The organism is Streptomyces sp. ICC1, from assembly GCF_003287935.1.
Taxonomy (GTDB): Bacteria; Actinomycetota; Actinomycetes; order Streptomycetales; family Streptomycetaceae; genus Streptomyces; species Streptomyces tritrimontium.
Genome location: NZ_CP030287.1, coordinates 3163719 through 3188771, shown reverse-complemented (window position 1 = coordinate 3188771; position 25053 = coordinate 3163719). Strand labels below are relative to the sequence as shown.

Annotated in this window: 25 protein-coding genes and 1 riboswitch; of the genes, 7 read left to right on the top strand and 18 right to left on the bottom strand. The window is 72.4% G+C overall.

Annotated elements, in window-relative coordinates; translation table 11 throughout:
- Positions 1-3 precede the first annotated feature (3 nt).
- The 3 genes from DRB96_RS15120 to DRB96_RS15110 form a co-directional block, all read right to left on the bottom strand.
- Positions 4-852: an aldo/keto reductase gene (locus tag DRB96_RS15120; protein ID WP_112448943.1), complete on the bottom strand. Its 849-nt coding sequence runs from the start codon at positions 850-852 to the stop codon at positions 4-6.
- A gap of 131 nt (positions 853-983) precedes the next feature.
- A complete protein-coding gene (locus DRB96_RS15115) occupies positions 984-1757 on the bottom strand; it encodes an ABC transporter ATP-binding protein (RefSeq protein ID WP_112448942.1) in 774 nt (257 codons plus the stop codon).
- Entirely contained in the window at positions 1754-2383 is a 630-nt protein-coding gene (locus DRB96_RS15110; RefSeq protein ID WP_112463507.1) for an ATP-binding cassette domain-containing protein, read from the bottom strand. Before DRB96_RS15110 ends, DRB96_RS15115 begins: the two co-directional genes overlap by 4 nt.
- A gap of 166 nt (positions 2384-2549) precedes the next feature.
- Here DRB96_RS15110 and DRB96_RS15105 point away from each other — a divergent pair, with 166 nt between their 5' ends.
- The gene (locus DRB96_RS15105) at positions 2550-2774 is read left to right on the top strand and encodes a hypothetical protein (protein WP_112448940.1); all 225 of its coding nucleotides are present in this window, start codon (positions 2550-2552) and stop codon (positions 2772-2774) included.
- A gap of 261 nt (positions 2775-3035) precedes the next feature.
- Here DRB96_RS15105 and DRB96_RS15100 read toward each other — a convergent pair whose 3' ends face one another.
- Together DRB96_RS15100 and DRB96_RS15095 are read right to left on the bottom strand one after the other, a co-directional pair.
- Entirely contained in the window at positions 3036-4208 is a 1173-nt protein-coding gene (locus tag DRB96_RS15100; protein WP_112448939.1) for an acyl-CoA dehydrogenase family protein, read from the bottom strand.
- 144 nt (positions 4209-4352) lie between these two features.
- Positions 4353-4964, bottom strand: coding sequence for a TetR/AcrR family transcriptional regulator (locus tag DRB96_RS15095; RefSeq protein WP_239516145.1), 612 nt, complete (start codon positions 4962-4964; stop codon positions 4353-4355).
- Between the two features lie 100 nt (positions 4965-5064).
- Between DRB96_RS15095 and DRB96_RS15090 the strand changes: the two genes are divergently transcribed.
- From DRB96_RS15090 to DRB96_RS15080, 3 genes are read left to right on the top strand one after another with little or no spacing between them, the layout of a single operon-like run.
- Positions 5065-5760 carry a DUF6230 family protein gene (locus tag DRB96_RS15090; RefSeq protein WP_343234518.1) on the top strand — a complete coding sequence of 232 codons (696 nt, stop codon included), beginning with the start codon at positions 5065-5067 and terminating at the stop codon, positions 5758-5760.
- Complete coding sequence (locus tag DRB96_RS15085) at positions 5751-6800, top strand: DUF6114 domain-containing protein (RefSeq protein ID WP_239516146.1); 1050 nt, start codon at positions 5751-5753, stop codon at positions 6798-6800. Before DRB96_RS15090 ends, DRB96_RS15085 begins: the two co-directional genes overlap by 10 nt.
- Entirely contained in the window at positions 6797-7741 is a 945-nt protein-coding gene (locus DRB96_RS15080; protein ID WP_204357728.1) for a hypothetical protein, read from the top strand. Before DRB96_RS15085 ends, DRB96_RS15080 begins: the two co-directional genes overlap by 4 nt.
- On the opposite strand, the gene DRB96_RS15075 is transcribed toward DRB96_RS15080, so the two are convergent.
- The 3 genes from DRB96_RS15075 to DRB96_RS15065 all read right to left on the bottom strand — a co-directional run bounded on the left by DRB96_RS15075 (position 7716) and on the right by DRB96_RS15065 (position 9942).
- Positions 7716-7874: an SCO1431 family membrane protein gene (locus DRB96_RS15075; RefSeq protein WP_112448937.1), complete on the bottom strand. Its 159-nt coding sequence runs from the start codon at positions 7872-7874 to the stop codon at positions 7716-7718. The two genes, DRB96_RS15080 and DRB96_RS15075, sit on opposite strands and share 26 nt — an antisense overlap.
- Positions 7875-7991: 117 nt before the next feature.
- Entirely contained in the window at positions 7992-8414 is a 423-nt protein-coding gene (locus DRB96_RS15070) for an SPW repeat protein (protein WP_112448936.1), read from the bottom strand.
- A 91-nt stretch (positions 8415-8505) separates the two neighbouring features.
- On the bottom strand, positions 8506-9942 hold the full coding sequence (locus DRB96_RS15065; RefSeq protein WP_112448935.1) for a peptidase C39 family protein: 1437 nt from the start codon (positions 9940-9942) through the stop codon (positions 8506-8508).
- A gap of 204 nt (positions 9943-10146) precedes the next feature.
- Between DRB96_RS15065 and DRB96_RS15060 the strand changes: the two genes are divergently transcribed.
- Together DRB96_RS15060 and DRB96_RS15055 are read left to right on the top strand one after the other, a co-directional pair.
- Positions 10147-10791, top strand: a complete 645-nt coding sequence (locus tag DRB96_RS15060; RefSeq protein ID WP_112448934.1) for a hypothetical protein — start codon at positions 10147-10149, stop codon at positions 10789-10791.
- Between the two features lie 400 nt (positions 10792-11191).
- Positions 11192-13144: an AAA family ATPase gene (locus DRB96_RS15055; RefSeq protein ID WP_204357727.1), complete on the top strand. Its 1953-nt coding sequence runs from the start codon at positions 11192-11194 to the stop codon at positions 13142-13144.
- A gap of 58 nt (positions 13145-13202) precedes the next feature.
- On the opposite strand, the gene DRB96_RS15050 is transcribed toward DRB96_RS15055, so the two are convergent.
- The 10 genes from DRB96_RS15050 to ribD all read right to left on the bottom strand — a co-directional run bounded on the left by DRB96_RS15050 (position 13203) and on the right by ribD (position 21923).
- Positions 13203-14246 (bottom strand): hemolysin family protein, encoded by a 1044-nt coding sequence (locus tag DRB96_RS15050; RefSeq protein ID WP_112448932.1) that lies wholly within the window; start codon positions 14244-14246, stop codon positions 13203-13205.
- A complete protein-coding gene (locus DRB96_RS15045; protein ID WP_112448931.1) occupies positions 14243-15634 on the bottom strand; it encodes a hemolysin family protein in 1392 nt (463 codons plus the stop codon). The genes DRB96_RS15050 and DRB96_RS15045 overlap by 4 nt, the downstream gene beginning before the upstream one ends.
- 203 nt (positions 15635-15837) lie before the next feature.
- The gene (locus tag DRB96_RS15040) at positions 15838-16302 is read right to left on the bottom strand and encodes a PH domain-containing protein (RefSeq protein ID WP_112448930.1); all 465 of its coding nucleotides are present in this window, start codon (positions 16300-16302) and stop codon (positions 15838-15840) included.
- Between the two features lie 92 nt (positions 16303-16394).
- Positions 16395-17243, bottom strand: a complete 849-nt coding sequence (gene hisG, locus DRB96_RS15035) for an ATP phosphoribosyltransferase (protein WP_112448929.1) — start codon at positions 17241-17243, stop codon at positions 16395-16397.
- A 113-nt stretch (positions 17244-17356) separates the two neighbouring features.
- A complete protein-coding gene (locus DRB96_RS15030) occupies positions 17357-17638 on the bottom strand; it encodes a phosphoribosyl-ATP diphosphatase (protein WP_112448928.1) in 282 nt (93 codons plus the stop codon).
- A 32-nt stretch (positions 17639-17670) separates the two neighbouring features.
- Entirely contained in the window at positions 17671-18159 is a 489-nt protein-coding gene (gene ribH / locus DRB96_RS15025; RefSeq protein ID WP_112448927.1) for a 6,7-dimethyl-8-ribityllumazine synthase, read from the bottom strand.
- Between the two features lie 85 nt (positions 18160-18244).
- Positions 18245-19549: a bifunctional 3,4-dihydroxy-2-butanone-4-phosphate synthase/GTP cyclohydrolase II gene (locus DRB96_RS15020; protein ID WP_239516147.1), complete on the bottom strand. Its 1305-nt coding sequence runs from the start codon at positions 19547-19549 to the stop codon at positions 18245-18247.
- Complete coding sequence (locus DRB96_RS15015; protein ID WP_112448926.1) at positions 19546-20202, bottom strand: nicotinamide mononucleotide transporter family protein; 657 nt, start codon at positions 20200-20202, stop codon at positions 19546-19548. Before DRB96_RS15015 ends, DRB96_RS15020 begins: the two co-directional genes overlap by 4 nt.
- Positions 20199-20822 (bottom strand): riboflavin synthase, encoded by a 624-nt coding sequence (locus DRB96_RS15010; protein ID WP_112448925.1) that lies wholly within the window; start codon positions 20820-20822, stop codon positions 20199-20201. The genes DRB96_RS15015 and DRB96_RS15010 overlap by 4 nt, the downstream gene beginning before the upstream one ends.
- Positions 20823-21923 (bottom strand): bifunctional diaminohydroxyphosphoribosylaminopyrimidine deaminase/5-amino-6-(5-phosphoribosylamino)uracil reductase RibD, encoded by a 1101-nt coding sequence (ribD, locus tag DRB96_RS15005; RefSeq protein WP_239516789.1) that lies wholly within the window; start codon positions 21921-21923, stop codon positions 20823-20825.
- A 252-nt stretch (positions 21924-22175) separates the two neighbouring features.
- Positions 22176-22305: riboswitch (FMN riboswitch) on the bottom strand.
- A gap of 358 nt (positions 22306-22663) precedes the next feature.
- Here ribD and DRB96_RS15000 point away from each other — a divergent pair.
- Positions 22664-25033, top strand: coding sequence for a chitinase C-terminal domain-containing protein (locus tag DRB96_RS15000; protein ID WP_112448923.1), 2370 nt, complete (start codon positions 22664-22666; stop codon positions 25031-25033).
- Positions 25034-25053: the final 20 nt, after the last annotated feature.

Below are 25053 nucleotides of genomic sequence, written 5' to 3'. Positions count from 1 at the left end.
GGCTCAGAAGTCGAACTCGGCCGGATCGGGACCGATCCGGCGGGCCGAGGCGCCCGCGCCCAGGGCGTCCAGCGCGGCGATGTCGGCGGCGTCCAGCTCGAAGCCGAAGACGTCCAGGTTCTCCCGGATCCGCGACGGGGTCACGGACTTGGGGATCACGACGTTCCCGAGCTGCAGGTGCCAGCGCAGCACCACCTGCGCGGCCGAGCGGCCGTGCTTCTCGGCGATCACGGCGACGGCCGGCAGCGTGAGGAGGTCCTTGCCCTGGCCGAGCGGGGACCAGGCCTCGGTGGCGATGCCCAGGCGCGCGTGCACGGCGCGCAGTTCGGCCTGCGGGAGCAGCGGGTGCAGCTCGATCTGGTTCACGGCCGGGACCAGGGAGCTCTCGGCGCCGAGCCGCTCGAGTTCGGCGGGGCGGAAGTTGGACACGCCCACGGCCTTGGCGCGGCCGCTCGCCGCGATCTCCTCGAAGGCCTTCCAGATGGCTACGAAGTCGTCGCGCATCGGGCGCGGCCAGTGGATCAGGTACAGGTCGATCTCATCGAGGCCCAGCTTGGCGAGCGAGGCGTCGAACTCGCGCAGCACGTTGTCCCGGCCCCAGGTCTCGGACTTGCCGTTCCACAGCTTCGTGGTGACGAACAGCTCCTCGCGCGGCACCCCGGACGCGGCGATGGCCTTGCCGGTGCCCGCCTCGTTGCCGTAGATGGCGGCCGTGTCGATGCTGCGGTAACCCGCCTCCAGCGCGGAGCCCACGGCCTGCGCCGCCTCGTCGTCCGGGACCTGCCAGACGCCGAAGCCGAGCTGGGGCATGGGCGTGCCGTTGTTGAGCTTGATGGTGGGGACCTGGTTCACGTCGGGTCGTTCCCTCGGTTCGTCTCGGTGGTACGGGTACGTACGGGTACTCCTACGACCGGCGACAACCTGGCACCGAGGTGGCCTATTCCCGCCGTACGGGTGAACCCGTACGGCGGGAGGGACGAGCTTCAGGCGCCCAGGTAGGCCTCCCGGACCAGCGGGTCGGCCCGTACCTCGGCGGCCGTGCCCTCGGCGAGCACGCTCCCCAGGTCCAGCACGACCACCCGGGTGCAGAGGTCCATCACGAAGGCCACGTTGTGCTCGACGAGCAGCACCGCGCAGCCCTCCTCCTCGGCCAGCCGGCGCACGACCTCCGCCAGCCGTTCGCGCTCGGGCGCGGACATTCCCGAGGCGGGCTCGTCCAGCAGCAGAACCCGGGGCGGATCGGCCACGGCGCGCGCCAGCTCCACCATCCGGGCCCGGCCCACCGGCAGACCGCCGGCGTACGAGTCCCCGAGCGCGCCGATCCCGCAGTCCGCCAGCACCCGGGCCGCCCGCTCCCGCCGCTCCCGCTCCCGGCGGCGCCGGGTGGGCGAGGAGACCAGGTCGGCCGCGAAACCGCCGCCTCCGCCCCGCCACTCCTGTGCGACGAGGACGTTGTCGGCGACGCTGAGCTGCCCGAACAACTGCTGGCGCTGGAAGGTCCGGCGCATTCCGTGCCGGGCCCGCCAGACGGGGGAGCGGCGGGTGATGTCCGCCCCGTCGAGCAGCATCCGCCCCTGGTCGGGCCGGCGGATCCCCGACAGGACGTCGAACAGGGTGGTCTTCCCGGCCCCGTTCGGCCCGATCAGCCCGCACACCTCGCCGGCCCGGACCCCGAGGTCGACGCCGGTCAGGGCCTTGACCCCGCCGAAGCGGACACTGATGCCGGTGGCCTCCAGCACGTAGTCGTCGCCGCTCACGTCGCCACCCCCAGATAGGCCTCGGTCAGCCGGTCCGCGTCCACCTCGGAGCGCGGGCCGCACCAGGAGACCCGGCCCTGGGAGAGGTAGGCGACGGTGTCGGCGATCCCCAGGATCTCGGCCGCCTTCTCCTCCACCAGCAGCAACGCGGTGCCGGCGTCGCGAAGTTCGGTGAGCAGCGCGTACACCTCGTCCACCACGCGCGGGGCGAGCCCGAGCGAGGGCTCGTCCGCGATCAGGACCGCGGGCGGGCGCTGCAGCAGCGGAGCGAGGGCCAGCATCTGCTGCTCCCCGCCGGACAGCGCCCCGGCGGCGACCGCGCGCCGCTCGCGCAGCCGGGGGAACCGTTCGTAGACGGCGTCCCGCTCGTCCGCGTCCCCCAGGTAGAGGGCCAGGTTCTCCTCGATGCTGAGGGCGGGGAAGATCCCCCGCCCCTCGGGCGCCAGCAGCACCCCGGCCCGCGAGCGCCGTACCGCGCCGTCGCGCGTGGCGTCCCGCCCGTTCACGAGGACGGTCCCGCCGGTGACGGGCAGCGCCCCGGCCGCCACCCGGCAGGCGGTGCTCTTCCCGGCCCCGTTCGGCCCGAGCACCGCGAGGATCTCCCCGCGCCGCACCAAGAGGTCCACCCCGCGCAACACGAGCCCCCCGTCATACCCGGCGGTGACACCCCGGAGCTCAAGTGAAGCCCCGCCGGCGTGTGAGGGTGCTCGGCCCGGCCGGGGGCGGGGCGCTGCTGAAGGGTCGAACGGATGGGCGGGGTTACCCGTGGGTCCGGTGGCGCGTTGGCCCGGCATGACCACGATGGAGACTTCCGCGCCGAGGGTGGGGCGCCGCCGGCGGGCACCGGCACCAGGGCACGAAGAATCGGTTCAGCTCACCCCCGACCCGCCCATCTACAGCGCGCTGCTCGCCCGCTGGGAGCAGGACGGCCGGACCGTGCCCGGGTTGCGCGATCCGGAGTGGTCCAAGATCGCCTCCTCGCCCATCTGGCCGAGCGGCCCCCTCTTCGGCGGCTGACCGACCGGCGGGCGGGCCGCACCTCGGCGACTTCCGCGCCGCCTGAGGGCCGCCCCGATCGGAGCCCGAGCAGTCCGGCCGCAGGCGGCGCGGAAGTCGCCTAGTGCTGTGGCCGGGAAGGTTTGCCGGGTCGCGGTGTTCGGTGCGGTGCCTCGCAAGGCGGAGGGCCGCCGCTCGTACTGGACGTACTTCGGTGGTCCGACAACGCGGCGAGGTGCCGTGCCGGGCGCCGCGACCCGGTGAACCTTTCCGGTCACAGCACTAGCGGGATTCCGGGCCCGCCAGGTGGCGGGCGATCACCATGCGCTGGATCTGGTTCGTGCCCTCCACGATCTGGAGGACCTTCGCCTCGCGCATCAGCCGCTCGACGGGGAAGTCCGCCGTGTAGCCGTAGCCGCCCAGCACCTGCACCGCGTCCGTGGTGACGGCCATCGCCGCGTCGGTGCAGAAGAGCTTCGCCATCGCTGCCTGCCGGGAGAACGGCTTGCCCGCGTCCCGCAGCCGTGCCGCCGCCAGGTACAGCGCGCGGCCCGCCTCGATCTTCGTCGCCATGTCGGCCAGCATGAACCGCAGGCCCTGGAAGTCCGCGATGGGGTGGCCGAACTGCTTGCGGTCCAGTGCGTAGACCAGGGCCTCGTCCAGGGCGGCCTGGGCCACGCCGATCGCGCAGGCCGCGATGCCGAGGCGGCCCGCGTCCAGGGCCGCCAGGGCGATCGTGAAGCCCTGGCCCTCCTCGCCGATGCGGCGCGTGTCGGGGACCCGTACGCCGTCGAAGTGCAGCTGGGCGGTGGGCGAGCCCTTCATGCCCATCTTCTTCTCGGGGACGGCTGCGGTCAGGCCCGCCACGTCGCCCGGAACCAGGAAGGCCGTGATGCCCTTCGGGCCGTCCACGCCCGTGCGGGCCAGGACGGTGTAGAAGTCGGCGACCCCGCCGTGGGTGATCCAGGCCTTGGTGCCGTCGATGATCCAGTCGTCGCCGTCCCGGACCGCCTTGGTGGTCAGCGAGGCCGCGTCCGAACCGGCGCCGGGCTCCGAGAGGCAGTACGCGCCGAGCAGGCCGCCGCCGAGCATCCCGGGCAGGTGGGCGCCCTGCTGCTCCTTGGTCCCGTAGCCGGCCAGGCCGTGGCAGGCCAGCGAGTGCACGCTGACGCCGAGCCCCACGGTCAGGCGGGCCGCGGCCAGCTCCTCCAGCACCTGGAGGTAGACCTCGTACGGCTGGTCTCCGCCGCCGAACTCGCCGGCGTACGGCAGGCCGAGCAGACCGGACTCGGAGAGCAGCCCGAAGACCTCCCGGGGGAAGCGGCCGGCGTCCTCCTCCTCGGCGGCCCGGGGCCGGATCTCGCGCTGCGCGATCTCGCGGACGAGTGCGAGCAGGTCGCGGGACTCCTCGGTGGGCAGCTGGCGTTCCACTGGCTGCTGCGCGCGGTCGGTCATGGCGGCGCTCTCCTCACTCGTCAAGCACGGGGCGGCGCGTGAGGGTGGTACGCGTCGCCGGGTCTCGGGGCTCACAGCCGATGGTGCCCTCCCGGATCGCGGGAAGGTCCAGTTCAAGGGGCTGCGGCGGTTGAGTATGCCCGATCAGGGGCTTCCCGTCACGGGTACGGGATCGCCCTCGGGGACGGGCGGGGCCGGGCACCCGGGGACGAACTCCTCGATCACCGTCAGTGTCGCGCGCAGCGTCCGCACCAGCAGGGCGCCGACCTCGGCCCGGCCGGGCCGGCCGGCGGCCTCCGGCGTGCCGATCCACTCGAGCGTGCTGCCCTCGACCCCCGAAAGCCAGCCGACCAGCGCGAGCCGGGCCAGCGGGGGGACGGACCGGTGGCCGTACGCGCCTTCCGCGATGGTCGCGACGAGCTCCTCGCGCACGGCGTCGCGGATGGCGAGGACCTCGGAGTCGGAGCCGACGCCTCCGGTGACGATGGTGCGGTAGGCGGCCTGGTGGTGCTCGGCGTAGTACAGGTAGCCGTCGATCGTGGTGCGCACGCGCTCGGCGGCCGGCACCCGGTCCTCGGCGGCGGCGCGGGCGACGAGCTCGGCCACCGAGTCCTCGACGATGGCCAGGTAGTAGCCGCGCTTGCTCTTGAAATAGTAGTAGATGAGCCCCTTGGCGACGCCCGCGTGCTTGGCGATGTCGTCCATCGAGAGCGCGTCATACGAGGTGTCGGCGAACAACTTGCGCCCGATCGCCATCAGTTCGGCCCGCCGAACCTGCGAACGCCCGCTCGTTCCGCGCTGTTGACTATTATTCAAATTCAGCCCTAGCCTCGAACTGCCACAGGATGCCCGAAGTATGGCAGACCTGCGCGCACTCCCCCTTGCACTCCCCCTGCGCACGGACGACGTACGGGAGGAACACCTCATGGGCAACGGCAAGACGAGCACGAGGACCAACACGGCCGAGGGCCGGGTCAATTGGAAGAAGACGGCCGCCGTCGCGATGCCCGCGATCGTCGCGGTCGGGGCGATGGCCATGGTCATGGCACAGGGCGCGCTCGCCGCCTCCTTCGCCGTCTCGGGGACCACTTTCCAGGTCTCCTCCTCCAAGCTGAGCAGCAAGGGCCTGGCCTCCTACGTGCAGACGGACCGCTCCGTCGACGGCAAGGGGCACCCGGTGGCGCTGCTCGGCATCGGCGATGCCACCCTCACGGACATCTGCCAGGCCGCCGAGGTGGACACCCCGGTGGGCAAGGTGGTCTTCAAACTGACCGCCGGCGGCCCGGCCGGCGAGGTCACCGCCAGCAGCCTGGTCATCGACGGCGAGGACCTGGCCGGCGACGCCGTCTTCGGGACGGCCCAGATCGGCCGCGACGCCTCCACCCTGGACCAGGTCAGCGGGGTCACGGGCGAGGCCGGCAAGTTCGGCCTCCAGGCCGGGAACATCGAGGTCGTGGACGTGAAGTCGCACGCCTGGTCGGCGACCGGCGGCAACTTCCACCTCAAGGGCCTGAAGCTGAACGTCAGCCTGGGCGGCGGCAAGTGCTTCTAGGTCCGCGCGGACCCGTCGGCCCGGGGAGCGGGTGGCTGGAACGGCGGCTCCCGCTGCCCGGCCCCCGGCTGCGGCTGCGCGCCTGGCGCCGCACCCGACCCTTCTGGGGCGGGCTGCTGGTGATCCTGGGCGGGACCGAGCTCCTGCTGGTCCCGCTCTCGCCGCTCACCGTGCTGGTCAGCCTGGGCCTCGGCGGGATCGCCGCGATCGGGATCGGCATCGCGCTGATCGCGGCGGGAGTGTTCCTGTGGCTGCTGCCGCAGGCCCGGGCCTACGTCTCGATCCACGCACTGCTGCTCTCGGTGCTGTCCTTCGTCGCGACCAACCTCGGCGGCTTCCTGCTGGGCATGCTGCTCGGCATCGCCGGCAGCGCGCTGGCCTTCGGCTGGACCCCGCTGCCCGATCCGGAGGCGGCCGAGGAGGGCGCCCCGTACCTCCCGAGCCTGGACGGCAGCGGGCCGCGCACCCTGGCCGCCGCGCTGCCGGTGGTACTGCTCGCCTCGCTGGCGGCGGGGGCGGGCGCCCCGCGGGCGGAGGCGGCCGGGACGGCCCGGGCGGCCCCGGCCGCACTCGCGGCCCGGGCAGCTCCCGCGGCGCCCGCGTCCCCGGAGGCTCCCGCGGCGCCGACAGCGCCGACGGCCGCGCGCACGCCCCCGACCGTGACCACCTCGCTCTTCGCCCCGCAGGGCTTCACCTTCGCGGGCGTCACGCACGTGCCCACGGCGGACGGCCCGCTGAAGGTGCTGGTGCTGCGGATGCGCGCGGCCACCCTCACCGACTACCGGCTGCGCACCCGGGACGGCCGGGACGAGTACGGGCTGGCCGCCCGGAGGCTCGACCTGCGCGGCGACGTCACCCTGTACCTGACGAGGTTCAGCGGCTGCATCGAGGGGCTGCTGTGCGTCACCTTCAGCCCGGACGGACTGCCGGCTCCCCCGATCATCCCGCCGTTCGTCTTCATGACCCGGGTCAGCGCGGAGCAGGCGCTCGTCACCTCGGACGTGATCGAGACCGACGGCCTGCGGCTGGAGGCCTCGTGATCCCCGTCCAGGCCGCGCCGCTGTGGGCGTACGGCATCGGCGCCACCCTCGCGGTGGCGGCCGGGCGCCAGTTGCAGTGGTGGGAGCGGTCGGTCCGGGGCGAGGGGGTCCGTACGAGGAGCCGCGCGGCCCATCCGTACCTGGCGCTCACCCTGCTCTACGCGGCTCTGCTGCCCGCGCCGACCGGGGTGTACCTGATGTGGCAGAACCCTGCCTGGTCCACCATGCACGCGGCGCACGGGCACGACGGCGTATGGGCCGGCTTCGCCCTCCTCCAGGCGGCCTCGCCGGTGGCCGGCGCGCTGCTCGGCTTCCTGGCGGCGCGGCTGTTCGTCCTGGTCGGCGCCGGGTACTGGGGGTACCTCCAGGCGGTGGCCGGGTACTTCCTGCTGTTCTTCACCCTGATCCACGGGTGGGACGGCACGGGGTACCAGCGGCTGCTGAGCGCCGATCCGCGGGCCTTCGCCGGCTGGTCCGCGGACGGCGCGGACGGCGCCGGCGGCGGGTCGGTCCTCAACCACTGCCTCGCCTTCGCGACCTCGGGGACCTTCCTGGCCCTGCTGGTCTTCGGCACGGCCGTGATCGGCACGATGCTGCTGATGGAGATCGGCTGGCTGGTGGAGGGCTGGCGGCTGCCCGGGGCGGCGGCGGACCTCAAGGTGCCCCGGGTGGTCGCGGTGGCGATCGCCGGAGCGGGGGTCCACGCGCTGCCGTTCGCGGGGGCGCTGGGCGCGAGCGTACTGGTGCGGCTGCTGGGCTGGTGGCTCGGCGCCGGGGTGTTCGCCGTGCTCGCCGGGGTGGTGCTGCTGCCCCGGAGCTCGCCGGTGCGGAAGCTGTACGCGCTGGTGGGGATTCCGGACGGGCACTGGCGGGTGGAGCCGCGGGAGCCCGGGGAGCGGGAAGAAGCGGCGGGGACTAGAAGAACCAGCCCACCTGGGTGACGAACATGGCCACGACGACGACCAGGATCCAGCCGAGCACGTGCTCCGTCCAGGAGGAGGAGCCGTCGTCGGGTCCGCCGGTGCGGACCAGGTCACGGGCTCGGGAGGTCAGGGCGGCGCTGTGTGCGGTCATGCCTCCCAATGTGACAGCGGGGGCGGCCTTCGCGGTAGAGACGATGGTCACGCCGTGGCATGTCTCACGCCCCGGTCCGTGGATGCGGGCCGGGGCGTGAGGGGCGCGTGCGCCGGATCAGGTGGCGCGTTCCCGGCCCGCCATGGCCGACATGGCCAGGGCGAGGCAGAGGGCGACGGCCCCGGCGATCACGTTGCTCATCACCGTGCGCGTCGTGTCGACGCTGCCGGCGATGACCCAGGGCGCGACGATCGTCCACGCCGCGAGACCGACCGCCGTCCAGGCCATGGCGTGGGTGCGCTCGTAAGCGGAGCCGAGCCCGCTCATGCACAGGCAGTACGCCAGGCCGGCGATCAGGTTGTTGATCGCCAGCGCGCTGAGCCCGCTGAATCCGGCGATCCACGGCGAAGCGGCGATGTAGAGGCCCGTGAGGAGGGCCATCGCCTCGACGGCCTGGGCGGCCGGCGTGCTGGTGACCCGCTCGAACCGGGTGCGCATCTCGGCGAGGTCGGGGTGGTGTTCGATGCTGTGGGTGGTCATGGTGGGCCGCCTCCTACTGAAGCGCGAAGCCTTTATGTGCCCTTTATTCCCATATGGTCCGCTTGTCATGCCTTCGGGTCAACGGGAAGTTTCACAGCACCCCGACCGCCCGCAGCACGAGGATCTGGGCGGCGCTCGGCCGGACCGGTCCGTAGAGGTAGCAGATGCCGCCGGTGCCGGAGACGGTCTTGCCCGCCGCGTTGAGGCGCTTGGTCCGCAGCCAGTTGTTCTCGAACTCCCGCCGCCGGTAGACGCGGCGCACGGCCGGGTTGTCGGCCGAGTTCGGGTCGTTGGCGATCACGTCGCCGGTCGCCGTGAAGCCGATGACGGTCATCAGGTGGCCGGCCGTGCCGTAGCCCGCGCCCGTGAGCTCCCGGTCGGTGAAGGACTGCGAGGTGATGACCGGGACGCCGGCCCGGACCAGGGCCTCCAGGTCGGACAGCGAGCCCAGCCGGGTGACGACCCCGGCCAGCTGCCGGTAGGTGGCGGCGTAGGCGGCGTTGAAGGGCCAGTTGCCGCAGCCCTTGTACGCGGCGTCGTAGGTGGAGCGGGCGGCATGGCAGACCTGCGGGTCGGCGTAGCCCTTCTTGACCCAGGTCAGGGACTTGGCGCTGGCCCTGCGGCCCCAGAATTCGATGATCATCTGCGAGGAGGTGGGGCTGCACCAGGCCTCGCCGCCGTTGTCGTACTCGGGGTACTGGCCCGCGTGCGTCTCCTGCGAGTACCTCGGCACCTTCAGCTCGTGGGCACCGCCGGAGGGGACGGAGGCCGGGACGGTGAAGCGGTCCGGAACGTCGGAGGCCATGGCGCCCGCGAGCCACACCGTCGGTCCGCGGACGGCGCCGGGCTTGCGGTGGAGGGTCAGGCGCAGCCGCCAGTCCTTGATCCGCAGCCCGCTCGGGGGGGCGTCCACGGCCAGGGTGTCGGTCCAGACGGTGGACTTGCCGTCGGTCTGGCCGTCCACGGAGGTGCGGCGGATGTCCCCGTCGCCCGAGGCCCAGCGGCCCATCACGTACCAGGGGGTGGCGGTGCCGTCGGTGTAGGTGCCGCGCAGCTCGGTCTGGATCCAGGTGCCGGCCGGCGTACGGGCGTTCCAGGAGGCGATGGCCTCGGTGGCGGGCACGGTGGAGGCGTGCACCGGCGAGGTCCAGACGGCGTACTCCCAGGTGCTCTTCTTCCCGGTGTGCGGGTCGGCGTACTCGGTGCGGCCGACCGCGGTCTTGATCTCCAGGCCGGGGCGGGCGCCCGCGATGGCGGTGGTGCCCTGGTGGGTGCCGGCGCTCCAGTGGGCGTGGGAGTGCCAGAACCGGTTGTCCACGGTCTTGCGGGTGGCGGCCCCGGCGGGGGCGTTGGCGGCGGGTGCCGGTCCGGGAGCGGGGACGGGAGCCGGGACGGGGGCCGGTCCGGCCGGGGTCGCGGGCTCCGGTCCGGCCCCGGCCGCGGAGGCCCGGCCGCCGGGGACGGTGGCCGCGGCGGCCGCCGCGAGGGCTACGGCCAGCAGGGCCCGGCGTGGTGTGGCTGCGGTCATCGGCGTGGCCCCCAGGGGTCGGTGCGGTGTCGACTGCTCCACCCTTCCAGTTCCCGCCCGCCGGGCGGCGAAGCCGGGGGCACGTGTCGGGGTGACGCGGGACCCCGGTGCACGCGAGAACCCGGCATACGTGAGAGACCCCGGTCCGGGCCGCCGGGCCCGGCGGGCCCGGCAGTGCTTTGGCCACGGCACTACGCTGGGGCCGTGGAATTCCAGGCGGCATCACGGTCCCTCCCGGCGCTCGCGCACGAGCTCGCCGGACTGCCGACCTCCCTCGGGGCGGTGCGCCTGATCGGGATCGACGGGCACGCCGGGTCCGGGAAGAGCACCTTCGCGGGGGCGCTCGCCGAGGCGCTCGGCGGGGCTCCCGTGCTGCACCTCGACGATGTGGCCAGCCACGAGGAGCTTTTCGCGTGGGACGACCGGCTGCGCGCCCAGGTGCTGGAGCCGCTCGCCGCGGGCCGGCCCGCGCACTGGGCCCCGTACGACTGGATCGAACGGCGGTTCGGTGCGGAGCGGCTGCTGGAGCCGGCCCCGGTGCTGCTCGTCGAGGGGGTCGGCGCCGGCCGGCGCGCGCTGCGCCCGCGGCTGGCGCGGCTGTTGTGGATGGAGACACCGCGTGCGCAGTCCTGGGGGCGCGGGCGAAACCGGGACGGGCGTGAACTTTCCGACTTCTGGGACGGATGGGAGCGCGCGGAGCTCGCGCACTTCTCGGATGACCCTTCGCGCCCCTTCGCGGACACCCTGGTACGGCAGAGCGGTACGGGATACGAGTGGTCTTCCGGGACTGCTGCGACGGCGGGAACCACGACTTCCGTCACCGAGGGTGACGGACTCCCCCGGGCCTGACGGGCCCCGGAACTCCGCCGCGCGCAGGCTCCACCCGGCCGCTTGACCCGGGGACGAGGACGGCCTTACGTTCTGAATACGCGGCCCTCACAGGCCGCCACGGACGCGAAGCCCCCGATTGTTCCCCCGTGATCGGGGGCTTCGCCCTGCCCCGACCGCGGGACTCCACGGCCTTCCCGGCGGCGCGGCGACGCGGCACGGACGGGCGAATCCGCCCCGTATTCTCACCCTGTGTCACCACGGGTGCCACGGGTATCCACCCGACCCGTCTTCACCGCACCCTACGTAAGGTGCGTAACCGCAGGTACGATGCACCCCTGATTTCATCAGCGCAGGGACAACTCGCGTGCGCGACGCGGGGGTTGTCGCGCACCACGGGGGCAGGCTTGTGGGGGACGTGATGGATTTCGCCGCGGTGGGCAGCGCACACGCCCCGGCCGAACTCGCCTGGCTGCGGGGCGTCGACGCCTGCACGATGGGCGCTTATCCGCAGGCCGAGGAGGAGTTCCGGACGGCGGTACGACTGGATCCGGCGATGGCCGACGCCTGGCTGGGCCTGCACGCGCTCCGGGTCGACACCACCAACGCATTACTCCGGATGTACGCCCACCGGGACCGCTTCGGGGAACAGCGGGCCCGGCACCGGCGGACGCTCAACTCCTGGTACTGGCTGGGCTGGTGGGTGCAGCCGGTGCTGGAGAGCCGGCGCGACCTGCTGCTCGCGCACGCCTCGCACTGGCTGGACGGCCGCCATGTGCCCGAGCTGGACCAGGCGCTCGCCGCCCTGCCGCCCGTGGACACCGATCCGCAGGTCCGCTTCCTGCACGCCTGCCGGGCCTATCTGGTCAAGGACTGGGAGCAGCTGGTGCGGCACACCGAATCCCTGGTGGACGACCCGCTGCTGGGCATCGAGGCCGGCCTGTTCGGCGGGATGGCCCGGGTCCGCCTCGAGATGTACGGGCAGGCGGAGCCGCTGCTGTCGGCCTCGCTGATGCGCTGCCGCAGCGAGCAGCCGCAGCGCAAGGAGCTGCGGTACTGGCTGGCCCGCGCGCACGAGGGGACCGGGCGCAGCGCGGCGGCGCTGCCGCTCTACCGGGCGGTGCACCGGGTGGACCCGGCGTTCATGGACACGGCGGCCCGGCTGACGGCGATCGAGGACAGCGAGGACGCCGACGGACTGGCCGGGTTCGCGGGCGGCTACGGCCACGAGGGGATCGGCGGCCACGGCCTGTCCCCCTCGGGCGGTGACTTCGCGGCGGTGGTCCTGGGCGGCGGCCCGGCCCAGGACCTCGCGGCGGACGGGCAGGCGGAGGCGGACCCGCTGACTTCGGCGGAGCCGCCGGAGCCGCGACACGGCCCGGGGGCGGCGCCGCCGGGTCCCGGCCCGGGCCGGCCGGCCGGCGTGCGGCACAAGGTGGCCCTGCCCGCCCAGCCGGGGCCGGTGGGGCTGCCGTCCGGGCCGGCGGATCCGGCGGCGCTGGCCCACGCGCTCGCGGAGCTGGAGCGGATGGTGGGCCTGGAGCCGGTCAAGCGGCAGGTGAAGGCGCTCTCCGCGCAGCTGCACATGGCCCGGCTGCGGGCGGCTTCGGGACTGCCGGTGCAGCCGCCGAAGCGGCACTTCGTCTTCTCGGGGCCGTCCGGCACGGGCAAGACGACGGTGGCGCGGATCCTGGGCCGGGTCTTCTACGCGCTGGGCCTGCTCGGCGGCGACCACCTGGTGGAGGCGGGGCGCGCGGACCTGGTCGGCGAGTTCCTCGGGCAGACGGCCGTGAAGGCGAACGAGCTGATCGACTCGGCGATCGGCGGGGTGCTGTTCGTGGACGAGGCGTACAGCCTGTCCAACTCCGGGTACAGCAAGGGCGACGCGTACGGCGACGAGGCCCTGCAGGTGCTGCTGAAGCGGGCGGAGGACAACCGCGACCACCTCGTGGTGATCCTGGCGGGCTATCCGGCGGGGATGGACCGGCTGCTGGCCACCAATCCCGGCCTGTCCTCGCGGTTCACCACCCGGGTGGACTTCCCGAGCTACCGGCCGCTGGAGCTGTCCGCGATCGGCGGGGTGCTGGCGGACGCCAACGGCGACCGGTGGGACGAGGAGGCGCTGGAGGAGCTGCGGAGCATCAGCGGGCACGTGGTGGAGCAGGGCTGGATCGACGAGCTCGGCAACGGCCGGTTCCTGCGGACGCTGTACGAGAAGAGCTGCGCGTACCGGGATCTGCGGCTGGCGGGCTTCGCCGGTGATCCCTCGCGGGACGATCTCTCCACCCTGCGGCTGGCGGACCTGATGCAGGCGTACGGGGAGGTCCTGTCGGGCCGGGGTCCGCAGGAGCGGCCGGAGCCGCCGCCGTTGTAGCCGTTCGGGGGCCGGAGATGTCGCGCCGCGGCATCTCCGGCCCCCGAACCGGGACCCTCTACGCGCTGCGCGCGTACCCCCGGTGCGCCGGGTCGCGGACCTCGCCGACCAGGGTTTCCAGGACGTCCTCCATGGCCACGAGGCCCAGCACCCTTCCGGACGGGTCCGCCACCTGTGCCAGGTGGGTGGCGTCGCGGCGCATGACCGTCAGGGCGTCGTCCAGGGGGAGCGTGGAGCAGACCGTGGTCATCCGCCGCCAGACCCGCTGGGGCACGGCCCGTTCCCGGTCCTCGAGGTCGAGTACGTCCTTCACGTGCAGGTAGCCCATGAAGGCGCCGCTCTCGGCGCGGACCGGGAAGCGGGAGTAGCCGGTGCGGACCGTGAGCTGCTCGATCTCGCGCGGGGTGACGGCGGGTCCGACCGTGACCAGCCGGTCCGGGGCGAGGAGGACGTCGGTGACCGGGCGGCTGCCCAGTTCCAGCGCGTCCTCCAGCCGCTCCTGCTCGACCGGCTCCAGGAACCCGGCCTGCCGGGAGTCCTTGAGCAGGCGGCCGAGCTGGGCGGAGGTGTAGACGGCCTCGACCTCGTCCTTGGGCTCGACCTTGAAGAGCCGCAGGACCAGCGTGGCGCAGGCGCCCAGGGCCGTGGTGACCGGCCCGCAGACGCGGGCGAAGGCGACCAGGCCGGGGCTGAACCACAGGGCGGTCTTCTCGGGCGCGGCCATGGCGAGGTTCTTGGGGACCATCTCGCCGATGACCAGGTGCAGGAAGACCACGGCGGCGAGCGCGAGCGCGTAGCCGAGGGGGTGGATCAGGCCTTCGGGCACGTGGGCGGCGTGGAAGACGGGCTCCAGCAGCCGGGCCACGGTCGGTTCGGCGACCGCGCCGAGGGTGAGCGAGCACATGGTGATGCCGAACTGCGCGGCGGCCATCATGCGCGGCAGGTTCTCCAGGCCGTGGAGCACCTGGCGGGCCCGCTTGGAGCCGGCGGCCAGCGGCTCGATCTGGCTGCGGCGGACGGAGACGAGCGCGAACTCGGCGCCGACGAAGAAGCCGTTGGCCAGGACGAGGAGCAGGGCGAACAGGAGCTGGAGCGCGTTCACCGGCCGCCCACCGATTCGAGCTCGGCGGGGGCGGGGACGGAGCCCAGCTGGATGGAGCCCGGCGGGACGGAGCCCAGCGGTGCGGTGCGCACGAGGCGGACGCGTTCGGCGCGGTAGCGGCCGACCTGGCGGACGGAGAGCTTCCAGCCGGGGAGTTCGGCGCGGTCCCCGGGGGCGGGGATGCGGCCGAGCAGGTCGGCGACGAGGCCGGCGACGGTCTCGTACGGGCCTTCCGGGACCTCCAGGCCTATCCGGCGCAGGGTCTGGACGCGGCAGCTGCCGTCGGCCTCCCAGGAGGGGCGGCCGTCCTCGGGGGGTACGGCGGCCAGTTCGGGCCTCCGGTCCTCCGCGAGGTCGTGCTCGTCGCGGACCTCGCCGACGAGCTCCTCCACGATGTCCTCCAGGGTGACGACACCAGCGGTGCCGCCGTACTCGTCGACGACCACGGCCATCGGCTGTTCGCTGCGCAGCCGTTCCAGCAGCGGCTGCACCGGCAGGGAGCCGGGCACCAGCAGCGGGGCGACGCAGATCCGGCTGACGCTGGTGCGCGCGCGCTCGGACTCGGGCACGGCGAGGGCGTCCTTGAGGTGGACGACCCCGGTGATCTCGTCGATGCGCTCGCGGTAGACGGGGAAGCGGGACAGGCCGGTGGCGCGCGTCAGGTTGAGCACGTCGGCGGCGGTGGCCGTGTGCTGCAGGGCGCTGACCTTGACCCGGGGGGTCATGACCAGCTGGGCCGTGAGCTCGCCCAGCGAGAGGGTGCGCACAAAGAGGTCGGCGGTGTCCTGTTCGAGGGCGCCGGCCTGGGCCGAGTGGCGGACCAGGGAGACCAGTTCGCCGGGGGTGCGGGCCGAGGCCATCTCCTCGGTGGGCTCCACGCCCAACGCCCGGACGAGCCGGTTGGCGATGGCGTTGAGGGCCGCGATGACCGGCCGGAAGGCGCTGGAGAAGGCGTGCTGCGGGCCGGCGACGAAGCGGGCCACCTGGAGCGGCCGGGAGACCGCCCAGTTCTTCGGGACGAGCTCGCCGACGACCATCTGGACGGCGGAGGCGAGCAGCATGCCGATGACGACGGCGACGCCGGGGACGACGCCCCGGGGAAGGCCGGTCGCGGCGAGCGGCCCGGTCAGCAGTGCGGCGAGGGCGGGCTCGGCGAGCATGCCGACCACGAGGGAGGTGATGGTGATGCCGAGCTGGGTGCCGGAGAGCTGGAAGGACAGCTCCCGCAGGGCTTTGACGACCGTGCGGGCACGGCGGTCGCCTTCGGCTGCGGCGCGTTCGGCCTCGGGTCTCTCGACCGTGACGAGGCCGAATTCGGCCGCCACGAAGAAGCCGTTGGCGAGGATCAGGGCGAATGCCGCCCCGAGCAGGAGTAGCGGGATGGTCATGCCGCCGCCTCCGGGGGGAGGGCGGCGCGTGTACTACCGGACGATCCGTCCATTGCTGGAGGGAGTCACTCCTCAGGTCGATGGTGCCCACGGGCCACGGGGTCCCGGGGCGTGTGGGAGGGCACGCGTGCGCGCGCCCCGCCCACCAGGGTAGTCACTGGGATCGCCGCCGCAATGGGACGCAGCGACGAGGTCGGCCGGGCTCAGTCGTTCTTTGAGCCGGTTCCGTGGATCTCGGCGAGGGCGCGCAGGGCGCGGGCGTCGGCGATCGCCTGGGCCTTGGCCACGCCGGGCTGGATGCCGAGGGCGGGCAGGCTGGTGCCGTCGCTGAGGTCGAGGAACACCCACGCGTCGCCCGGGCGGAGGTTGACGCGCAGGATCTGCGCCCACTCCAGCCGGCGGGTGGTGGTGAGGTTGACGACCGTGACCCCGGCCTCGTCGGCGACCACCTTGGGGCGGCTGAGCAGGACGAGGACGCAGGACAGCAGGGCCGCGGTGAAGACGAAGGCGATCCGCTCACCGGGGTGCAGGGTCTCGAGGATCAGGGCGATCGCCGTGATCGTGACGAACATGGCGGCGCCGACGCCCAGCAGGACGGCCCGGGTGCGGGTCGGCCGGAAGGTGACCGGGAGTGCGGGCGGTGCGGGCTGGGCGGTGGCGTCGGCCATGTTCGTCAGTGCCTTCGGTGGTGCCGGGACGGCGGTGTGGGGCGGTGGTGTGGGGCGGATCGGGCGCCGGCCCCGGGGGGCCGACGTGCGCGTCAGAGGCGGCAGGCGTGGATCGAGGTGGTGAGGATGGCGCGGGCGCCGAGCTCGTACAGGTCGTCCATGATCCGCTGGGCCTCCTTGGCGGGGACCATGGCGCGGACGGCGACCCAGCCCTCGTTGTGCAGCGGGGAGACGGTCGGCGACTCCAGGCCCGGGGTGAGGGCGACCGCGCGCTCCAGGTGCTCGGCGCGGCAGTCGTAGTCCATCATCACGTAGCTGCGGGCGACCAGGACGCCCTGGAGCCGGCGCAGGAACTGCTGGGCCTGGGGGTCCTCCGGGTCGGTGCCGTTGCCTCGGATGACGACGGCCTCGGAAGTCATGATCGGCTCGCCGATGACCTCCAGGCCGGCGTTGCGCAGGCTGGTGCCGGTCTCGACGACGTCCGCGATGATCTGGGCGACGCCGAGCTGGATGGCGGTCTCGACCGCGCCGTCGAGGTGGACGACGGAGGCCTCGATGCCCTTCTCCGCGAGGTGCTTGGCGACGATTCCCTCGTACGAGGTCGCGATGGTCATCCCGTGGAAGTCCTCGGGGCCCTTCGCGGTGCCGGGGATGGTCGCGTAGCGGAAGGTGGAGCGGCCGAAGTTCAGCGGCAGGATCTCCTCGGCGCTGGCGCCGGAGTCGAGCAGCAGGTCGCGGCCGGTGATGCCGATGTCGAGCTTGCCGGAGGACACGTAGATCGCGATGTCCTTGGGGCGGAGGTAGAAGAACTCCACCTCGTTGTCGGGGTCGACGACCACGAGCTCCTTGGACTCCTTGCGCATCCGGTAGCCGGCCTCATGGAGCATCGCCGACGCCGGTCCGGAGAGTGAACCCTTGTTGGGGACGGCGATGCGCAGCATGGGGCTTCCTTTGGTGCGTAGGTGCGAAAGGTGTGCGGGTACGGGCGCGCGGACGCCCCGGCAGGGTGTGCCGGGGCCCGCGCGGAACTGCGGCGGCCTGAGAACTGCGCGGCCTAGAGGTGCGCGTAGACGTCGTCGAGGGAGATCCCGCGCGCCACCATCATCACCTGGACGTGGTAGAGCAGCTGGGAGATCTCCTCGGCGGCGGCTTCCTTGCTCTCGTACTCGGCGGCCATCCAGACCTCGGCGGCCTCCTCGACGACCTTCTTGCCGATGGCATGGACGCCCTTGCCCACGAGCTCGGCGGTGCGGGAGGTGCTGGGGTCGCCGTTGGCGGCCTTGAGCTGGAGCTCGGTGAAAAGCTCTTCGAAGCTCTTGGGGGTTGTGTTCGCCATGATGGTCCTCAGAATACGGTGTGCGCGGCCGGCTACTGGCGCCAGGGTTCGCTGACGGTCCGCAGCGTCATGGCGGTGGAGACGGCGGCGGTGACCGCTTCGTGCCCCTTGTCCTCGTTCGACCCCTCGAGCCCGGCGCGGTCCAGCGCCTGCTCGTCGTTGTCGCAGGTCAGTACGCCGAAGCCGATGGGGACTCCGGTGTCGATCGACACCTGCACCAGGCCCTGGGTGACGCCCTGGCAGACGTAGTCGAAGTGCGGGGTGCCGCCGCGGATGACCACGCCGAGGGCGACGATGGCATCGTAACCGCGACCGGCCAGTACCTTCGCCACGACCGGGAGCTCGAAGCTGCCCGGGACGCGCAGCACGGTGGGCTCGTCGATCCCCAGCTCGTGCAGGGCCCGCAGGGAACCGTCCACCAGGCCGTCCATGACCTTCTCGTGCCACTGGGCCGCGATCACGGCGACTCGGAGGTCTCCGCAGTTCTTCACGCTCAGTTCGGGTGCGCCCTTGCCGCTCACAGCTCTGCTCCTCAGGTGTTTCCGGGTCTGGTGATGAAAGGTGTCTCGGGGTGAAAAAGGTGGAGGCGGGGGGTGACGGGACGCCCTACTGGTTGCCGCAGGCGGACGTGGTGGTGACCGCCTCCAGCCAGGGCAGGTCGTGGCCCATCCGGTCCCGCTTGGTGCGCAGGTAGCGCAGGTTGTGCTCGCCCGCCTCCATGGGCATCGGCTCCCGGTCGGAAACCTTGATGCCGCCGCGTACGAGGGCTGCCGCCTTGTCGGGGTTGTTGGTCAGCAGCCGGACGCTGTGGACGCCGAGGTCGGCGAGGATCCGGGCGCCGGCCGCGTAGTCGCGGGCGTCCGCGGGCAGGCCCAGCTCCAGGTTGGCGTCGAGGGTGTCACGGCCGCGCTCCTGGAGCTCGTACGCGCGCAGCTTGGACAGCAGTCCGATGCCGCGGCCCTCGTGGCCGCGCAGGTAGACGATCACACCGCGGCCCGCGGCTTGGACGCGCTCCATGGCGGTGTGCAGCTGGGGCCCGCAGTCGCAGCGCTGCGACTGGAAGATGTCTCCGGTCAGGCACTCGGAGTGCATCCGGACCAGGACTTCCTCGCCGTCGCCGACCTCTCCGTGGACGAGGGCGACGTGCTCGACGCCGTCGACGGTGGAGCGGTAGCCGTACGCCGTGAAGTGGCCGAAGGCGGTGGGCAGGCTGACCTTGGCCTCGCGGCGCACGGTCGGCTCGGCGGAGCGGCGGTAGGCGATCAGGTCCTCGATCGAGATGATCGTCAGGCCGTGCTTGCGGGCGAAGGGGATCAGCTCGGGCAGCCGCAGCATGACGCCGTCCTCGCCGGCGATCTCCACGATGGCGCCGGCCGGGCGCAGGCCCGCGAGGCGGGCGAGGTCGACGGCGGCCTCGGTGTGGCCGTTGCGGACCAGGACGCCGCCGGGCTTGGCGCGCAGCGGGAAGATGTGGCCGGGGCGGACGAAGTCGCCGGGACCCGAGACCCCGTCGGCCAGCAGCCGCAACGTGGTGGCGCGGTCGGCGGCGGAGATGCCGGTGGTGACGCCGTGGGCGCCGCTCGCGTCGACGGAGACGGTGAAGGCCGTCTGCATGGACTCGGTGTTGTGCTGGACCATCTGGGGGAGTTCGAGCCGCTCCAGCTCGTCGCCCTCCATCGGGGCGCAGATCAGGCCGCGGCACTCGCTCATCATGAACGCGATGATCTCGGGGGTGGCCTTCTCGGCCGCGATGACGAGGTCGCCCTCGTTCTCGCGGTCCTCGTCGTCCACGACGACCACCGGGCGGCCGGCCGCGATGTCGCGGATGGCCTGCTCGACGGGGTCGAGCCGGAACGCCTCTTCGAGCTCGACGTCGGGCACGGGCTTCAGGACGGGGTTCGGGGAGATCATGCCGTTGCTCCTTCCAGGGCCGGGGCGGGGGTGGTGCGCGAGCGCTGGTACCAGTCGTAGGCGCCCCATACGACGAGGGCGAAGTACACGACGTAGACGAGGCCGGAGAAGGCCAGTCCGCCGTTGAAGGCGAGGGGGACGCCGACCAGGTCGACGAGGAGCCAGGCGAACCAGAACTCGACCAGGCCGCGGGCCTGGGCGACCATCGCGACGATCGTGCCGACGAAGATGTAGGCGTCGGCCCACGGGCTCCACGGCGACAGGCTCGGGAAGAGGGTGAACAGCCCGCCGACGGCCAGGGTCCCGGCGGCCGCGCCGGCCAGGAGGTAGCCGCGCTCCTTCCAGGTGGCGGTGCGTACGGCGATGGAGCCGTCCTGTGCCTTCTGCCTGCCGCTCTGCCAGGCGCGCCAGCCCCACACGGCCATGCCGATGACGAGGAGCTGCTTGCCGACGCCGCCGGCGAACGGGACGGAGGCGTAGGCGCCGACGAGGATCAGGCCGGAGAGGAGCTGGGCGGGCCAGGTCCATATGGAACGCCGCCAGCCGAGGGCGAGGGCGCCCAGGCCCATCAGGTTGCCGATCATGTCGGACCAGATGACCCGCTGGCCGAAGACCTCGAAGGCCTCGGTGTTGAGCCAGGTCAGGGCGCTCACTTCGGCTCCCCCTCACCGTGCAGCGGGTTGACGCCGGCGGCGAGCAGGCGCTCCACGTACTTGGCGAGGACGTCGACCTCCAAGTTGACCGGGTCGCCGGGCTTCTTGATGCCCAGGGTGGTCAGCGCGAGGGTGGTGGGGATGAGGCTGATGGTGAACCAGTCCGCGGCGGCTTCGACCACGGTGAGGCTGACGCCGTCGACCGTGATGGAGCCCTTCTCGACGACGTAGCGGGAGAGGTTCGCCGGGAGCGCGACCTTGACGATCTCCCAGTGCTCCGAGGGGGTCCGGGAGAGGATCTCGCCGGTCCCGTCCACGTGGCCCTGGACCAGGTGGCCGCCGAGACGTCCGCCCAGGGCCATCGGGCGCTCCAGGTTGACCCGGGAGCCCTGGGTGAGGGCGCCGAGGCTGGAGCGGTTCAGGGTCTCCTGCATGACGTCGGCGGTGAACTCGCCCGCGCCCGTCTCCACCACCGTCAGGCAGACGCCGTTCACGGCGATGGAGTCGCCGTGCTTGGCGTCCTCGGTGACGACCGGGCCGCGCAGGCGGAAGCGGGAGGCTTCGGCGAGCTCCTCGACGGCGACGACCTCGCCCAGTTCTTCGACGATTCCGGTGAACACTCAGTGCTCCTTGAGGGCTGTGGGGGCGGAAGGGGCCGCTGCGGGTACGGCGGTGACGCGAATGTCCGTGCCGATGCGGACGGTCTCGGTGATCTCGAGCCGGAGCGCTTCGGAGAGGGTGGAGATGCCGGCGTCGGCCAGCGCGTTCGGGCCGGCGCCGAGGAGGACCGGGGCGAGGTAGCCGACGACCTTGTCGACGGCCCCGGCGGCGACGAAGGCGCCGGCCAGGGTCGGACCGCCTTCGAGGAGCACGGACCGGACCCCGCGGCGGTGGAGTTCGGCGAGCAGTGCGTCGACCGAGATCCCGTACTTGTCGTGGGGCAGGCGGGCCAGCTCCACTCCGGCGAGGTGCCGGGTGGCCCCGTCCTCGAGGTCCTCGGCCACGACGACCAGGGTGGGAGCCGCCTCGTCGAGGACCCGGGCGGTCGGCCTGATGGTGGCGCGGGTGTCGAGCACGACGCGCAGCGGCTGGTCGGCGGCGGCGAAGCCGTCCCGCCCGCGCACCGCGAGGTGCGGGTCGTCGGCGTGCAGGGTGCCCGAGCCGACGACGACGGCGTCGGCCTCGGCGCGCAGCCGGTGGACGTCGGCCCGGGACTCGGGGGAGCTGATCCAGCGGCTGGTGCCGTCCGCGGCGGCGACGCGGCCGTCGAGGGTCGCGGCGTACTTCCAGAGGATGTACGGGCGCCCGAGCCGTACGGAGGTCAGCCAGGCGGCGTTGCCCTCCTCGGCCTCGGCGGCCAGCAACCCGGCCTCCGCGGTGACGCCGGCGTCGCGCAGGGTGGCGGCGCCGCCGCTGGCCTGCGGGTTCGGGTCGGAGACGGCGTAGAGGACGCGGGTGACCCCGGCCTCGACGAGCGCCTGTGCGCAGGGGCCCGTGCGGCCGGTGTGGTTGCAGGGCTCGAGGGTGACGTAGGCGGTGCCGCCCCGGGCGGCGGTGCCCGCCGCGCGCAGGGCGTTGACCTCGGCGTGCGGGCCGCCGGCCCGCTCGTGCCAGCCCTCGCCGACGACGGTGCCCGCGGCGTCGGTGATCACGCATCCGACGACCGGGTTGGGGCGGGTGGAGCCGATTCCGCGGGCGGCGAGCTCGATGGCACGGGCCATGGCGGATGCGTCGCGGGCTGCCGCGTCGGCGGTGCCGTTGACGGGCTTGCCGTTGTCTTGCGCGTCGGCGTGTGTCGCCACCGGGTCCTCCTGCCTCATAGGGCACGGACTCCGGGGCCTGTCGGGATACGACAGATGAAGCGGGTAGCACACGCGGGGACGCCGAGGCCGGAAGAGAACGGTCCGCTCGCTCGCACACCCCGAGGGATGTGCCGTTGGACCGCCGACGGCGGCGTACCGGTGACTGGCCCGCCGCGCACTGCCTCCCATCCGGACTTTCACCGTCGGTCCAGGAATTTCACCTGGTCAACCGGCCGCTGGCTGCGGACGGGTCGCGGACTATACCGCCGGTTCGGAATTACACCGACCCCGGAGTGCGCTGCTACTGGTACTAGAGCCAGTGTGCCACGGGTGATCGGCAGCCATGCGAGTGAGTCAATGTGGCCTGGGTCACACATTCGGTCACTCTCCGGCGCCTTCTTTGCGCCGTTCGGCCGATCCCGCCGGGTTCCGCTCGGGCGACACCGGGGTCCTGCCCGAATCCGGATCGATTCGGCGCGGACCCTCACCGGTCCGGCGGCAACTTTGGTCCAGACCTATTGACGGGTTGGTCTAGTCCTCTTAACGTTCCCTTCATCTTCCCCGGGAGTCAGCCCGTCAGATGTGCGCACGTCGCGGGCCAACACGCACCACGTTTCAGCCTGTTGTGTCCTGCCATCCTCCCCTCCCCAGGAGGCACAATGCTGTCCCCCACTCGGACGAGGGCCATGCTCCTGACGTCCGGCGCCGCAATCGCCGGTCTGCTGGTAGCGGGTCTCTCGGCGGGCGTCTCGCACGCCGCCGACAACGAGTCCTGTCGCCCCGACGGTCTGTACAAGACCGCGGGCGTGGACGTCCCCTACTGCTCGGTCTACGACACCGAGGGCCGCGAGAAGATGGGCGCGGACCACCAGCGCCGCGTCATCGGCTACTTCACCGGCTGGCGCACGGGCAAGGACGGCACGCCGGCCTACCTGCCCCACAACATCCCGTGGTCCAAGGTCACGCACCTGAACTACGCCTTCGCCCACGTCGACGGCAACAACAAGATCTCCGTCGGCGCCGACAACGCGAACAACTCGGCCACCGGGATGACCTGGCCGGGCGTCGCGGGCGCCGAGATGGACCCCGCCCTCCCCTACAAGGGCAATTTCAACCTGCTGAACAAATTCAAGAAGCAGAACCCGAACGTCAAGACGCTGATCTCGGTCGGCGGCTGGGCGGAGACCGGCGGTTACTTCGGCGACGACGGCAACCGCGTCGCCTCCGGCGGCTTCTACTCGATGGCCACCAACGCCGACGGCTCGGTCAACCAGGCCGGCATCGACACCTTCGCGGACTCCTCGGTCGAGTTCATCCGCAAGTACGGGTTCAACGGCGTCGACATCGACTACGAGTACCCGACCACCATGAAGGACGCGGGCAACCCGCTGGACTGGCAGCTCTCCAACGCCCGCCGGGCCGGACTGGTCAAGGGCTACGACGTCCTGATGAAGTCCCTGCGCGAGAAGCTCGACCGGGCCGGCGCCACCGACGGCAAGCACTACCTGCTGACCGTCGCCGCCCCCTCCTCGGGCTACCTGCTGCGCGGCATGGAGACCTTCCAGATGCAGAAGTATCTGGACTACGTCAACATCATGTCCTACGACCTGCACGGCGCCTGGAACGAATTCGTCGGCCCCAACGCCTCGCTCTTCGACGACGGCAAGGACGCCGAGCTGGCCGCCGCGAACGTCTACGGCAGCTCCCAGTACGGCGGTGTCGGCTACCTCAACACCGACTGGGCCTACCACTACTTCCGCGGCTCCATGCCGGCCGGCCGCATCAACATCGGCCTGCCCTACTACACCCGCGGCCACAAGAACGTGCAGGGCGGCACCGACGGCCTGTGGGGCAAGGCGGCAGCGACCAACTGCCCGGCCGGCGCGGGTCTGACCAAGTGCGGCGACGGCGCGGTCGGCATCGACAACCTGTGGCACGACAAGGACACCAACGGGGCCGAGTCCCCGGCCGGTTCCAACCCGATGTGGCACGCCAAGAACCTCGAGAAGGGGATCGTCGGCGACTACGTCACCAAGTACGGCTTCCCGGCGAACACCACGCTGACCGGCACCTACGTCCGCAAGTACGACGCGACCCTGGTCGCCCCGTGGCTGTGGAACGCGCAGAAGAAGGTCTTCCTCTCCACGGAGGACGAGCAGTCGGTGGCGGCCAAGGCCGACTACGTGGTCGACCGCGGCATCGGCGGCACCATGGTCTGGGAGATGGCCGGCGACTACGGCTGGAACGCCGCGAAGGGCCAGTACGAGATCGGCGACACGCTGACCTCCGTGATGTACGACAAGTTCAAGGCGGCCTCCCCGTACGGCGCCAAGAAGTCCAACACCGCGCTGCCGACGCAGGCCGTGGACATCAAGACGGAGTTCGGCGAGTTCAAGCTCGGCGACTCCAACTACCCGATCACCCCGAAGCTCAAGATCACCAACAACACGAACGCGACGCTTCCGGGTGGCACCGAGTTCCAGTTCGACTACTCGACGGCGGCTCCGGCCAACGCCTCGGACCAGTCGGGCTTCGGCACCAAGGTGATCAAGAGCGACCACACCGGCAGCAACGTCGGCGGCCTGAAGGGCGACTTCCACCGGGTCTCGCTGAAGCTCCCGGCCTGGCAGACGCTCGCCCCGGGCGCCTCGGTCGACCTGGCCTTCAACTACTACCTGCCGGTCTCCACGCCCTCCAACTGGACGGTGAACATCTCCGGCACGACGTACGCGCTCGCCGGCGACCTGGCACGCGGCACCACCGTGGTCCAGCCGGGCACCACCACCCCGCCGACCACGCCGCCCACCACTCCCCCGACGACGCCTCCCACGACGCCGCCGACCACGCCTCCCACCACGCCTCCGGGCGGCACCTGCACCAACCCGGCGTACGTCGCGGGCAGTGTGACCACGGGCGGGACGGTCGTCTCCCACAAGGGCCGCAACTGGAAGGCCCAGTGGTGGACGCAGAACGAAGAGCCCGGCACCACCGGCGAGTGGGGCGTCTGGAAGGACCAGGGCGCCTGCTAGTGCCGTGACCGGAAAGGGGA

Bases quoted from the DNA above. Each gene is read 5' to 3' on its own strand.
- DRB96_RS15105 (WP_112448940.1), top strand. From the start codon at position 2,550: ATGACCACGATGGAGACTTCCGCGCCGAGGGTGGGGCGCCGCCGGCGG.
- DRB96_RS15100 (WP_112448939.1), bottom strand. From the start codon at position 4,208: ATGACCGACCGCGCGCAGCAGCCAGTGGAACGCCAGCTGCCCACCGAG.
- DRB96_RS15095 (WP_239516145.1), bottom strand. From the start codon at position 4,964: ATGGCGATCGGGCGCAAGTTGTTCGCCGACACCTCGTATGACGCGCTC.
- DRB96_RS15090 (WP_343234518.1), top strand. From the start codon at position 5,065: ATGGCAGACCTGCGCGCACTCCCCCTTGCACTCCCCCTGCGCACGGAC.
- DRB96_RS15075 (WP_112448937.1), bottom strand. From the start codon at position 7,874: ATGACCGCACACAGCGCCGCCCTGACCTCCCGAGCCCGTGACCTGGTC.
- DRB96_RS15070 (WP_112448936.1), bottom strand. From the start codon at position 8,414: ATGACCACCCACAGCATCGAACACCACCCCGACCTCGCCGAGATGCGC.
- DRB96_RS15065 (WP_112448935.1), bottom strand. From the start codon at position 9,942: ATGACCGCAGCCACACCACGCCGGGCCCTGCTGGCCGTAGCCCTCGCG.
- DRB96_RS15055 (WP_204357727.1), top strand. From the start codon at position 11,192: ATGGATTTCGCCGCGGTGGGCAGCGCACACGCCCCGGCCGAACTCGCC.
- DRB96_RS15045 (WP_112448931.1), bottom strand. From the start codon at position 15,634: ATGACCATCCCGCTACTCCTGCTCGGGGCGGCATTCGCCCTGATCCTC.
- DRB96_RS15040 (WP_112448930.1), bottom strand. From the start codon at position 16,302: ATGGCCGACGCCACCGCCCAGCCCGCACCGCCCGCACTCCCGGTCACC.
- hisG (WP_112448929.1), bottom strand. From the start codon at position 17,243: ATGCTGCGCATCGCCGTCCCCAACAAGGGTTCACTCTCCGGACCGGCG.
- DRB96_RS15030 (WP_112448928.1), bottom strand. From the start codon at position 17,638: ATGGCGAACACAACCCCCAAGAGCTTCGAAGAGCTTTTCACCGAGCTC.
- DRB96_RS15020 (WP_239516147.1), bottom strand. From the start codon at position 19,549: ATGATCTCCCCGAACCCCGTCCTGAAGCCCGTGCCCGACGTCGAGCTC.
- ribD (WP_239516789.1), bottom strand. From the start codon at position 21,923: ATGGCCCGTGCCATCGAGCTCGCCGCCCGCGGAATCGGCTCCACCCGC.
- DRB96_RS15000 (WP_112448923.1), top strand. From the start codon at position 22,664: ATGCTGTCCCCCACTCGGACGAGGGCCATGCTCCTGACGTCCGGCGCC.